This is a genomic window from Streptococcus chosunensis (assembly GCF_003626515.1).
GTDB classification, from domain to species: Bacteria; Bacillota; Bacilli; order Lactobacillales; family Streptococcaceae; genus Streptococcus; species Streptococcus chosunensis.
This window is the reverse complement of the sequence record NZ_RBCK01000001.1, coordinates 834600-848171: the sequence shown is the minus strand read 5'-3', so window position 1 is coordinate 848171 and position 13572 is coordinate 834600. Positions and strand designations below refer to the sequence as shown.

Sequence of the window (13572 nt, the reverse complement as noted above, 5' to 3'; positions counted from 1 at the left end):
AGGTCAAAAATAGTCAAATTTCTATACTCTCATTATAACAGGATTGAGGTGTAAAGCAAGTAAAAAGATTGAAGTTTTGAGAAGTTGTTACAATGAAAATCTTTGTGAATTTAGACTATAAAAAAATCCTATTTGTGAGACAAAAAGGATTTTGGTTAGACATGCAGGGTGTAATCCCAGCTTGTTTTGTATTAGTAAAGGAGTTCGTAAATCTCCATTGCAATCAAGTCAATGCTGTCAAACGTATAAGTTTCGCGAGCTTCTACATCACGAAGGGTGAAGATTGAGCCGTTTTCTTCGTCGTGGCTGTATGCAACTTCTGCAACAACAACTCCTTCGCGTTCAAAATTACGTTTTAAATTTCCGCCATCTTTTGCCATTGCTTCAAGGCGGTTGATGATTCTAACCAAATGTGATTCCATTTTGATTCTCCTTCATTTCTTATCATTACTATTTTACCATAAAGGAAGCCAACTTGACTAGAAAAAAACTAAGATTTCTCGCTAATTCTACCAGCTTAAAGATTTTTTGAATAAATCGGATAAAAAGTTTGAATTTTAATACAATGCATGTTATAATCATACAGTATTCTATTTTAGAAAGCAGTGTGACTATGAATTTTTCTTTTTTACCTAAGTATTTACCTTATTTTAACTATGGGGCTGTCGTGACGGTTCTCATTTCTATCTGTGTTGTCTTTTTGGGAACTATTTTGGGTGTTGTCTTGGCTTTTGGGCAACGTTCAAAGTTTAAACCGCTTGTCTGGCTCGCCAACTTGTACGTCTGGATTTTCCGTGGGACACCGATGATGGTTCAGATTATGATTGCCTTTGCTCTTATGCATATCAATGCTCCGACTATTCAGGTTGGGATTTTGGGTGTTGATCTTTCTCGTCTGATTCCAGGGATTTTGATTATCTCTATGAACAGTGGTGCCTATGTTTCTGAGACTGTTCGGGCCGGAATCAATGCGGTTCCTAAGGGGCAGTTAGAGGCAGCTTATTCTTTAGGGATTCGTCCTAAAAACGCGATGCGCTATGTGATTTTGCCACAAGCTATCAAAAATATCTTGCCAGCATTGGGGAACGAATTTATCACGATTATCAAGGATAGTTCCCTCTTATCAGCTATCGGTGTCATGGAGCTGTGGAATGGGGCTACAACAGTTTCCACAACAACCTATCTACCTTTAACACCACTTTTATTTGCTGCATTTTACTACTTAATTATGACTTCTATTTTGACAGTGGCCTTGAAAGCTTTTGAAAAACGTATGGGACAAGGAGATAAGAAATAATGACAGAAACCTTGATAAAAATTGAAAATTTACATAAATCCTTTGGAAAGAATGAAGTATTGAAGGGCATCAACCTCGAGATTAAAAGAGGAGAAGTTGTCGTTATCATCGGTCCTTCAGGGAGTGGGAAATCTACCTTGCTTCGCTCTATGAATTTGTTGGAAGAAGCGACCAAGGGGAAGGTTATCTTTGAGGGAGTCGATATTACGGACAAGAAGAATGACCTCTTTGCCATGCGTGAGAAGATGGGCATGGTTTTCCAACAATTTAATCTCTTTCCTAATATGACTGTGATGGAAAATATCACCTTGTCTCCTATCAAGACCAAAGGTGAAAGTAAGGAAGTTGCTGAGAAGAGAGCTCAGGAACTTTTGGAAAAAGTTGGTTTACCAGATAAGGCAACTGCTTATCCACAGAGTTTGTCAGGTGGGCAGCAACAACGGATTGCTATTGCACGTGGTTTAGCTATGGAACCTGATGTTTTGCTCTTTGACGAGCCAACTTCAGCCCTGGACCCTGAAATGGTAGGTGAGGTGCTGGCGGTTATGCAAGACCTAGCCAAGTCAGGAATGACCATGGTTATCGTAACTCATGAAATGGGATTTGCTCGTGAGGTGGCAGATCGTGTCATCTTTATGGCAGACGGTGTGGTTGTTGAAGATGGAACACCTGAACAGATTTTTGAACAAACCCAAGAACAACGAACTAAGGACTTCTTGAGTAAGGTTTTATAAGTTAGCTTTGCTGAGCTGTTTGTAATCAGTTTTAAACTTTCAAGAGAAGATTAGTAAAAAACTAGGCTCAATACCAGTCAAGTGGAACTTACTTTGAGAAGTTACCCCCCTTATTAATAACATCCATAAATTGGATATTAGGATTTTTAATATAAAGTAGTTTTGTGTTAAAATATAATTGTTCCATATGATTCTCTCTAATGATGGTTTGGTTACTTTTCATTATAGATTATATGGGGCTTTTTTCTACAAGAAAATAGGTTTCATAATATCTATAAGAAATTTATCCTATATAAATATCATAGAGCATTTTTTATGTGGAAAACTCAGGGAAATCATCGCTTTTTTCATAAAAAAATGCTATAATGAAAGCTATGAAATATCACGATTACATCTGGGATTTAGGTGGAACTTTACTAGATAATTATGAAACTTCAACAGCTTCATTTGTTGAAACTTTAGCGCTGTATGGTATTACACAAGACCACGACAGTGTCTATCAGGCTTTAAAGGTTTCTACTGATTTTGCGATTGAGACATTCGCTCCCGACTTAGATCATTTTTTAGAAAAGTACAAGGAAAATGAAGCCCGAGAGCTAGAACACCCGATCTTATTTGATGGAGTTGCTGACTTATTGGAAGACATTTCAAATCAAGGTGGGCGTCATTTTTTAGTCTCTCATAGAAATGATCAGGTCTTGGAAATTTTAGAAAAAACCTCTATAGCAGCTTATTTTACTGAAGTGGTGACTTCTAACTCAGGTTTTAAGAGAAAACCAAACCCTGAGTCCATGATTTATTTAAGAGAAAAGTATCAGATTAACTCTGGTCTTGTAATTGGTGATCGACCGATTGATATCGAAGCAGGTCAAGCTGCAGGACTAGCTACCCACTTGTTTACCAGTATCGTGAATTTAAGACAAGTATTAGATATGTAAGAAAAAGGAATAAGATGACAGAAGAAATTAAAAATCTGCAGGCACAAGATTATGATGCCAGTCAAATTCAAGTTTTAGAGGGCTTAGAGGCTGTTCGTATGCGTCCAGGGATGTATATCGGGTCAACCTCAAAAGAAGGTCTTCACCATCTAGTCTGGGAAATTGTTGATAACTCAATTGATGAGGCCTTGGCAGGATTTGCTAGCCATATTCAAGTCTTTATTGAGCCAGATGATTCGATTACTGTTGTCGATGATGGGCGTGGTATCCCAGTCGATATTCAGGAAAAAACAGGTCGACCTGCCGTTGAGACTGTCTTTACTGTCCTGCACGCTGGAGGAAAGTTTGGTGGTGGCGGATACAAGGTCTCAGGTGGTCTTCACGGAGTGGGGTCTTCAGTAGTTAATGCCCTTTCCACTCAATTAGATGTTCATGTCCACAAAAATGGTAAAATTCATTATCAAGAATACCGTCGTGGTCATGTTGTTGCTGATCTTGAGGTGGTTGGGGATACAGATAGAACTGGAACAACGGTTCACTTCACACCGGACCCAGAAATTTTCACTGAAACAACAACTTTTGATTTCGATAAATTAAATAAACGGATTCAAGAATTGGCCTTTCTAAATCGCGGTCTTCAAATCTCCATCACAGATAAGCGCGAAGGTTTGGAACAAACCAAGCATTACCATTATGAAGGTGGGATTGCTAGCTATGTTGAATATATCAATGAGAACAAGGATGTAATCTTTGATACACCAATTTACACAGATGGTGAAATGGATGATATCACAGTTGAAGTAGCCATGCAGTACACAACGGGTTACCATGAAAATGTCATGAGTTTCGCCAATAATATCCACACCCATGAAGGTGGAACGCATGAACAAGGTTTCCGTACAGCCTTGACACGTGTCATCAACGATTATGCTCGTAAGAATAAGTTACTGAAAGACAATGAAGACAACCTAACAGGGGAAGATGTCCGCGAAGGATTAACTGCAGTTATCTCAGTTAAACACCCAAATCCACAGTTTGAAGGACAGACCAAGACAAAACTGGGGAATAGCGAAGTGGTCAAGATTACCAATCGTCTCTTCAGTGATGCCTTCTCTGATTTCCTTATGGAGAATCCTCAAATTGCAAAACGCATTGTAGAAAAAGGAATTCTGGCTGCTAAGGCTCGTGTGGCTGCCAAGCGTGCGCGTGAAGTCACTCGTAAAAAATCTGGTTTGGAAATTTCCAACCTTCCAGGTAAACTAGCAGACTGCTCTTCTAACAATCCTGCTGAAACAGAACTCTTCATCGTCGAAGGAGACTCAGCTGGTGGATCAGCAAAATCTGGTCGTAACCGTGAATTTCAGGCAATTCTTCCAATCCGCGGTAAGATTTTGAACGTTGAAAAGGCAAGTATGGATAAGATTCTAGCTAACGAAGAAATTCGTAGTCTTTTCACAGCGATGGGAACAGGATTTGGTGCAGAATTTGATGTTTCAAAAGCTCGTTACCAAAAACTTGTTTTGATGACTGATGCCGATGTCGATGGAGCCCACATTCGTACCCTTCTTTTGACCTTGATTTATCGTTATATGAAACCAATCCTAGAAGCTGGCTATGTTTATATCGCTCAACCACCAATCTATGGTGTCAAGGTTGGAAGTGAGATTAAAGAATATATCCAGCCAGGAGCAGACCAAGAAATCAAACTCCAAGAAGCCTTAGCCCGTTATAGTGAAGGTCGTACCAAACCGACCATTCAGCGTTATAAGGGGCTAGGTGAAATGGACGATCATCAGTTATGGGAAACAACCATGGATCCTGAGCATCGTTTGATGGCTAGAGTTTCTGTGGATGATGCGGCTGAAGCAGATAAAATCTTTGATATGTTGATGGGGGATCGAGTAGAGCCTCGTCGTGAATTTATCGAAGAAAATGCCGTCTATAGTACACTTGATGTCTAAAAAATCGGGAGAAGTAGTTCCCTTGGTCTAAAAAATATGATATAATCATTACGATTGTTTCAAGTAAAAAAGGAGTTTAATATGTCTGGTAGTCTAGTAATGTATCTTATAATTGCAGTTGCAATTTTATTGCTGATTTCATATGCTATAGCAATTTATGTACGGAAACGTAATGAAAGTAAATTAGCAATTTTAGAAGGGAAAAAAGAAGAACTCTACAATCTTCCAGTTAATGATGAAGTTGAAGCTGTAAAAAACATGCATTTAATCGGGCAAAGTCAAGTGGCCTTCCGTGAATGGAACCAAAAATGGGTTGACCTATCTCTTAACTCTTTTGCTGATATCGAAAATAATCTTTTTGAGGCAGAAGGCTACAACAACTCATTCCGTTTTTTCAAGGCCAGTCATCAAATTGACCAAATCGAGAGTCAAATTACCTTGATTGAAGAAGATATTGCAGCAATTCGCAATGCTTTGGCAGATTTGGAGAAACAAGAGTCTAAAAATAGTGGACGTGTTCTCCATACCTTGGATTTATTTGAAGAGTTGCAACACCGAGTGGCTGATCATTCTGAAGAATACGGCCAAGGTTTATCTGAAATCGAAAAACAATTGGAAAATATCCAATCAGAGTTTTCTCAGTTTGTTACTTTGAATACTTCAGGTGACCCAGTAGAAGCTGCTGTGATTTTGGATAATGCTGAAAATCATATCTTGGCTTTGAGTCACATTGTTGACCGCCTGCCAGCGATTGTAAAAACATTATCTAAAGAGCTACCTGATCAATTGGAAGATTTGGAGGATGGTTACCGTAAGCTTTTAGATGCTAACTATCATTTTGCTGAAACGGATATTGAATCTCGCTTCCAATTGCTTTATGAAGCTTTGAAGAAAAACCACGAAAATATTGCACAATTAGAGTTGGATAATGCTGAGTATGAAAATACTCAAGTTCAAGAAGAAATCAATACACTCTATGATATCTTTACACGAGAAATCGCTGCTCAAAAAGTAGTAGAAGGCTTAGTTGCAACCCTTCCCACATATTTGAAACACATGAAAGATAGTAATGCTGTTTTAGTGGAAGATATTCAACGATTGAGTAACAATTACCTACTATCTGAAACGGATGTTAGTCATGTTCACAGATTACAAGCTGAGTTAGAATCTTTGGAAGAGTCAGTATTGGAATTAACTTCTGAACAGGAGGAACATTCTGAGCCGTATTCATTACTTGAAGAACGTTTAGAAAACTTACAAGCTACTTTGAAAGAAATTGAAGATGAACAAGTTGCGGTTAGTCAACGTCTTGCTCAGATTGAAAAAGATGATATCAATGCTCGCCAGAAGGCAAATGTTTATGTTAATCGTCTTCACACAATTAAGAGATATATGGAAAAACGCAATCTTCCAGGTATTCCTCAGAGTTTCTTACAGTTGTTCTTCACAGCAAGTAACCATACAGAAGAGTTGATGGCTGAACTAGAAGAAGCTCGGGTCAATATCGAAGCTGTGAACCGTATGCTTGAAATTACAACCAATGATATGGAAGCACTTGAAGAAGAAACATATAATATTGTTCAATATGCAACATTGACAGAACAATTGCTACAGTATTCGAACCGTTACCGCTCATTTGATGAACGAATTCAAGAAGCTTTTAATGAATCATTAGAAATTTTTGAAAAAGAATTTGATTATCATGCTTCATTTGATAAGATTTCGCAAGCTTTGGAAGTTGCAGAACCAGGTGTAACCAACCGTTTTGTCACTTCATACGAAAAAACACGTGAGACGATTCGTTTCTAACATAATAAAAGGCTCTAAAATATTTGTAGTGGGTAAATCCCCCTATAGATATTATGGAGCCTATTTTTTTGTTCAAAACGAGTAATAGTACTTATTTCTCATTGAAATTATAGCCTGAATTTGATATGATATTTCTATGGATAAAAGTAGAGCAAATCGTGTTGAGCACGATAAAAAGAGAATCGGTTTAATAGCCCTAGTAGCTATCTTTTCAGTAAGTATTTGTGTCCTTGGTTCAATGATTGGATACAAAATATATACAAAGCAAAGTTTTGAACAAAGGATTGAAACGCTCAAAAAAGAGAAAGATGATCAATTGAGTGAGGGAAATCAGAAAGATCATTTTCGTAAGGGACAAGCCGAAGTAATTGCCTATTATCCTCTCCAAGGGGAGCAAGTGATTTCATCTGTAAAAGAAATCATGACACAGGATATTAAGGAAAATCTGGAAGACAAGGAAAATCTAGTTTTTTATTATACTGAGAAACAGGATTCGACTTTAAAAGGGATTGTTAACCGAAGTGTGATGAAACAAGTCTATGATTTAACTTCGTCAAAAGTTGAAGAGACTGAAAAAACTAGTCTGGCAAAAGTCCATTTGACAGAAGATGGTAAACCTTATACACTTGATCAATTATTTTCAGATCCTAGTAAAGCCAAAGAGCAGTTGTTAAAAGAAATCACCTCTTTCTTACAGGATAAGAAATTGGAGCAAGAAAAGATTGATCAAGTTGTTAAAGGCTTCTCTGATCAAGACTTGTCTGCATGGAATTTTGATTACAAGGATAGTCAGATTATCCTTTATCCAAGTCAGTCAGTTGAAAATCTAGATGATATTGCCTTACCAGTATCTAGTTTCTTTGATGTAGTACAATCCTCTTATTTATTAGACAAGGATGCCGAACTTTATAAGGCTTATTATGAAAAGAAAAACCAAAAAGTGGTAGCTCTAACTTTTGATGATGGACCAAATCCTGCAACGACAAATCAAGCATTAGATACACTTTCTAAGTATGGTATCAAGGCAACTTTCTTTGTTTTAGGTAAGAATGTTTCTGGAAATGAAGAGATTTTGAAACGCATGAAATCGGATGGCCATGTTATTGGAAACCATAGTTGGAGTCATCCAGTGCTTTCAAAACTTTCACTTGACGAAGCTAAAAAACAGATTACTGATACTGAGGATGCGCTAACTAAAGTGTTGGGTTCTAGTTCCAAACTTATGCGTCCGCCTTATGGAGCCATTACAGACGACATTCGAAATAGCCTTGATTTGAGTTTTATTATGTGGGATGTGGATAGTCTGGATTGGAAGAGTAAGAATGAAGCAGCAATTTTGACAGAGATTCAACGTCAAGTTCGTAATGGTTCGATTATCTTAATGCATGATATCCATGCTGAAACAGTCAATGCTTTACCAAAGATTATAGATTATCTAAAAGAGCAAGGATATCACTTTGTCACAGTTCCTGAAATGCTTAATTCACGATTAAAAGCACATGAACTATTCTATGACCGTGATCAGTAAGACTTTTGCTGAATAACTAATTAAATCGTAAGTAATTTTTCAATAAATAAATTTAGTCTTGTATTAATCGAGGCTAAATTTTTTTATGTTTAAATCTCATGATAGGATTGGTTAATATTACAATTTTGTTACAAAATAATATTTTGATAGAATTTTCAGATAATTTGGTATATAATACTTTTAATTTTAAATAAAAAGGAGTGATTTTATGGGAGATTGCAAAGATTTTTGTCATAACAAGTACCAAATAGCAACAATTTTTCTGCTAACGGTCTTTGCTTTCGGATTTGCTTTCGCACAGGTTAGTGCCGATGAGGGAAAATTTGAAACATCCAATCAAGTTACACGTACTGTAACGACTAATAAATTAGATGATTCAAATAAGCTTGCATCACCAGTCACGGCTGACAAGAATGCTCTAAATTCTTCTTCGAAAGAAAAAACAGAAGTGATAGAGTCATTAAAACAAGATGATTCTATCGAGTATAGAGATAATAAGTCAGACAAGGATTTAACCACACAGAAAGAAACGACTGCTATAAAAAGTGAAGAGAAGAAGGAAGAATCAGCAGTGAAAAGTAATTCTTCTTCAGAAAGCATACAATCACAGTCGTTATCTCAAGGTGGACATAAAGAAAAGCCGAACAGTATCTCCAGTAATGAAATTATTACTGTCCCTAAAACCTGGGAAGCAGGACATAAAGGACAAGGAACTGTAGTCGCTGTTATAGATTCAGGTCTTGATTTGAATCATGAGGTTTTGCGTATTTCTGATCCGTCAAAGGCGAAATTTAAAAATCAGGATGATATCGAAAAAGCTAAAAAGGCTACTGGTATTGACTATGGGAAATGGTACAGTGACAAAGTAGTATATGCTTATGATTACTTTGATGGAACTGATAATATAAAAGAGGCTGAAAAAGAGTCTCATGGAATGCACGTTACTGGAATTGTAGCTGGAAATCCTGTTAATAAAGCACCGAATTCTGAGAAGGTTTACGGGGTGGCGCCAGAAGCTCAAATTATGTTTATGAGAGTTTTTTCAGACAGAGATAAAACTACAGCCTCTGCCCTTTATGTAAAAGCTATTGATGATGCTGTTGCATTAGGTGCAGATGTGATCAATATGAGTTTGGGTGCAGGTGCGGGTTCAACGGTAGATGCTGGTTCAGATATCATTGATGCAGTAAAAAGAGCACGCGCTAAAGGAGTATCTGTTGTTATCGCTGCAGGTAATAGTAATACTTTCGGTAGAGGTTTTTCACAACCATTGGCAGCAAATCCTGATTATGGTCTTGTCGGAAATCCCTCTACAGTGGAAGATTCAATTTCTGTTGCTTCTATTAATAATAAAATTCTAACTACTGAAGTCTTTGAAGTAAAAGGTTTAGAAAATGACGCTACCCTTGATTATGGTAAGTTTGATTTTAATAGACCTGAAACAGAAAAAGATTTTGAAAACGGGAAAGAATACGAATATGTAGCAGCGGGTATTGGTCGTGAAGAAGATTTTGCTAATATTGATGTAAGAGGCAAGTTAGCACTGATTCAACGTGGTAAAATTAATTTTTCTGATAAGATTAAAAATGCTCTTCAACATGGTGCAGCTGGAGTTTTAATTTATAACAACGTTGAAGGTGCAAATGTTAGTATGTCTGTTACAGGTGATGCTAAGAAAATCCCATCTGTCTTTATTTCAAAACATTATGGTGAAATTCTTAAGTCTGGTCAGTATAAAATTGTCTTTAATCACAAGATGGATAATCGTAAATCAGATGTTGCAGACCAATTGTCAGATTTTTCAAGTTGGGGAGTTACAACAGATGGACAATTGAAACCAGATGTTACTGCACCTGGTGGAAATATCTATTCATCATTTAACGATAATAGCTATGGAAGTATCAGTGGAACAAGTATGGCGGCTCCTCATGTAGCTGGTGTCGCAGCATTAGTCAAAGAATATTTAGCAAAGAAACATCCTGAATTATCAGCTAGTCAAATTTCAGAGATTGTAAAAGCTTTAATTATGTCTACTGCAAAACCACATTTTAATAAACAGACTGGAGCCTATACTTCTCCACGTCAGCAAGGTGCTGGTGTAGTTGACACGATGGCGGCAACAAGCACAGATTTATTTGTAACAGGTGCAAATAACTATCCAAGTGTTACTCTTGGCAATGTTGGTGATAAATTTACCTTTGAAGTTACAATTCATAATATTTCGGATAAAGACCGAACATTGAAGATGATTGTAAATACAAATACTGATGAAGTTGAAGAAGGGAAATTCACTCTCCGTCCACGAAAACTAACTGAAACAGTCTGGCCTGAAGTAACTGTGAAAGCTCATAGTACGAAGACAGTAACAGTTAGTGTAGATACAAGTAAGTTTACTGAAGAACTTAGCAAAATAATGCCAAATGGTTATTTTCTAGAAGGATTTGTTAGATTTGTCAATCCTGCAGATGATGGTTATGTTATTGGTTTACCATTTATGGGATTTAAGGGAGAATTCCAAAATCTACCTGCAATTGAAAAACCAATTTATCAATTGATTAAGGAAGGAAACAGTGGATTTTACTCTGAAATTGATAAAGATAATCCAGGAATTTCACCTTCAGACGATGCAACTTATTTAACAAGTTCTGAAAATGATGTAAATGTTTTAAAAGCAGAGCGTCAAGGAAGTCGAGTGACTGTACTCGGAGTGAAACAAGATGCTGAAGGCAAATACTATCTTCAATTAGATGAAAAGGGGAACATCCGCCTTGCTATCTCGCCAAATGAGGATGGTAATAAAGATTCTGTTCGGTTTAAAACTCTTGTCTATAGAAACTTGGTAAATCTTCGTGCGACGGTTTATGCTTCTTCGGATACAACACACAGTCAGCCTATTTGGCAAAGTCGTCCAACAGACCTTGTAAAAAATTATTTTGATGGCGATACTAGAAATCCAAGAAGTTATATTGTAGATAAAACAGCTTGGGGAGGACAGGATTCTAATGGAAATCGAGTTTCTGATGGAATTTATGACTATGTTATTAGTTATAAGCCAGATGTCCCTGGAGCTGAGGAACAATATACAACATTTAAAATTCAAATCGATACACAAAAACCTCTGATTACTTCGGGATATATTCGTTCTCAAAAAGATCAAGAACAATTTATAGCTCGTAAACCTCAGGATGTAGGAAATGGGGGAATTCTTCTAGAAAAAGTCTTTTATATTCGTCCTTCTGAAAATAGAGAGGCGACAGATTCAGAAATCGAACAGTATCAAATTATCAAACAAAATGAAGATGGTAGTTATACACTTCCTAAGAACGTTGATAAATCGAAAATCTTCTATTATGTAGAAGACTTTGCGGGAAATGTAGATTTTATATCTCTTAAAGATCTTGTAGGTGAAGAAAATAGTGGTCGTGTAAAAATTGCTATACTAAACAATAAAACCAAGGATGAGATTGATACAACTTATGTTTATCGCATTAAAAATAGCGAAGGTCAATATGTAACTGTTGATAAGTCAAAAGATATTAATTTCTTGAAATTTGGGCATTATGTTGCAGAAATTTTTAGCTATGACCGTACAGAGTTGAAATTTGTGAGTGCTCTATCTAAGGAATTTGATTTAACGAAAGAAAACAGTTTTCAAACTATTACCTTCTTGGCTAACAAAATGAAATATGCCCCAGTAACGGTTGGCTTTAATCAAGCTGTTCCTGGAACTACAACGATTACTTTAGTAGGTGAAGATGGTCAGAGTCAAGTCTTGCCAGCTGAAACATATGGTAAACATTCTTATGGTAAGAAAGTAGTTACTGGTGAATATAAAGTTCTTGTAAATCTATCAAACGGTTATGAATTACTTGATAATCTTCAACCATTTAAAGTCTTGTTTGGTAAAAATAATGTTTTGTCACTTTCAGTTGTTTCTAAGTTAGCTCTGATTGCAGCTTTAAATAAACAAATGGAAGTAGTTAAAACTCCGAGATATTATAATACAAAACAGAAGTTAAAAGAGATTTTTGATCAAAGTGTCAAAGATGCGCAACTAGCATTGGGAAGTAAACTTAACCAAGATAAAATTGACCAAATTGTTAAGGCTTTAGAGTCTGCTATGCAAACATTGGATGGTAAGGAATCTGATATCACATCATTGAAGAATGCTATTAAAGCATATGCTGAGACAGTTAAAAAAGGTAAATATATAAATTCTGATCAAGAACGCAAAGGTCAATATGATCGTGAATTTAAACTCTTGGCATTATTAATTACAAAAGATTTGATAACTCAAGATGAAATCGACCGTCTATTGACCGCTTTCTTGCAAGCACAAGACCAGCTGAATGGGAAAGAAACAGATTTCATGAGCCTAAAAAATGTTATCGTGGATGAAGTGAAGTTCCAAGACAAAGATCCAAGATTTTTGACAGCTAGCAAAGAGGAGAAAGATACATATAATCTTATTTTCAATAAAGCTAAGCTACTTTTGGAAAATGCAGAAGCTAGTCAAGAAGAAATTAATGAAGTAATCAATGCTCTAAAAGAGACGGCTATAAAACTGAAGGCTAATAAAGTAGAGATTCCAACTAAAGCAGTTGCACCAGTTAAACCAGTTATTCCAGTTAATCCAGCTAAACCAGTTGCATCGGTTAAACCAGCTAATCCAACTAAACCAGTTGTAACGATTAAGCCAGTTATTCCAGCTAAACCAGTTGTAACGATTAAACCAGCTAATCCAACTAAACCAGTCGCATCGATTAAGCCAGTTAATCCAGCTAAACCAGTTGTAACGATTAAGCCAGTTATTCCAACTAAACCAGTTGTAACGGTTAAACCAGTTATTCCAACTAAACCAGTTGTAACGATTAAGCCAGTTATTCCAACTAAACCAGTTGTAACGATCAATCCAGTTATTCCAGCTAAACCAGTTTCTCAAGTGCAACCTGTTAAATTAGTAAGTCACAATAGACAAGTCTCAACTATTAAGCCTTCAATTAGCAATGATAAAATTGAGAAAGCTACATCAATTGCCATGCCTCATTCCAATATAGAAGATAAGCATGAGAATAAAACACTAGCTGGAAGTAGTCAACAAGTATTTTTAGCTACAGTCAACAAAGAAGGAAAACAGTTACCAGCCACTGGTGAGAATAACATGATTTCTATTATTCTAAGTATTTCAGGAATTTCTCTCTTATTGTCAGTTATTGGACTTGCAACTTTTTCAAAAAGTGAGTAGAGAATACAATACATCTTTCTATAGTTTTTGATTTACAGTATGTTACAATTTTGATATAAT

The 13572-nt window shown here is 36.4% G+C and carries 8 protein-coding genes; 7 read left to right on the top strand and 1 reads right to left on the bottom strand.

Going from position 1 to position 13572, the window contains the following annotated elements; translation table 11 throughout:
- Positions 1-191 precede the first annotated feature (191 nt).
- Positions 192-422: a DUF1797 family protein gene (locus D7D54_RS04070; protein ID WP_000443570.1), complete on the bottom strand. Its 231-nt coding sequence runs from the start codon at positions 420-422 to the stop codon at positions 192-194.
- Between the two features lie 191 nt (positions 423-613).
- On the opposite strand from D7D54_RS04070, the gene D7D54_RS04065 reads away from it, so the two are divergent.
- From D7D54_RS04065 to D7D54_RS04030, 7 genes are all read left to right on the top strand, one after another.
- Positions 614-1297 (top strand): amino acid ABC transporter permease, encoded by a 684-nt coding sequence (locus tag D7D54_RS04065; RefSeq protein ID WP_001011642.1) that lies wholly within the window; start codon positions 614-616, stop codon positions 1295-1297.
- Complete coding sequence (locus tag D7D54_RS04060; protein ID WP_000140957.1) at positions 1297-2031, top strand: amino acid ABC transporter ATP-binding protein; 735 nt, start codon at positions 1297-1299, stop codon at positions 2029-2031. The genes D7D54_RS04065 and D7D54_RS04060 overlap by 1 nt, the downstream gene beginning before the upstream one ends.
- Before the next feature lie 374 nt (positions 2032-2405).
- Positions 2406-2969, top strand: coding sequence for an HAD family hydrolase (locus D7D54_RS04050; RefSeq protein ID WP_031237667.1), 564 nt, complete (start codon positions 2406-2408; stop codon positions 2967-2969).
- Positions 2970-2983: 14 nt separating this feature from the next.
- Positions 2984-4930 carry a DNA topoisomerase (ATP-hydrolyzing) subunit B gene (gyrB, locus tag D7D54_RS04045; protein WP_077804928.1) on the top strand — a complete coding sequence of 649 codons (1947 nt, stop codon included), beginning with the start codon at positions 2984-2986 and terminating at the stop codon, positions 4928-4930.
- Between the two features lie 81 nt (positions 4931-5011).
- Entirely contained in the window at positions 5012-6739 is a 1728-nt protein-coding gene (ezrA, locus tag D7D54_RS04040) for a septation ring formation regulator EzrA (protein WP_120718864.1), read from the top strand.
- A 136-nt stretch (positions 6740-6875) separates the two neighbouring features.
- The gene (gene pgdA / locus D7D54_RS04035; protein ID WP_020901904.1) at positions 6876-8267 is read left to right on the top strand and encodes a peptidoglycan-N-acetylglucosamine deacetylase PgdA; all 1392 of its coding nucleotides are present in this window, start codon (positions 6876-6878) and stop codon (positions 8265-8267) included.
- Positions 8268-8475: 208 nt separating this feature from the next.
- Positions 8476-13512, top strand: a complete 5037-nt coding sequence (locus D7D54_RS04030) for a S8 family serine peptidase (protein ID WP_120718863.1) — start codon at positions 8476-8478, stop codon at positions 13510-13512.
- Positions 13513-13572: the final 60 nt, after the last annotated feature.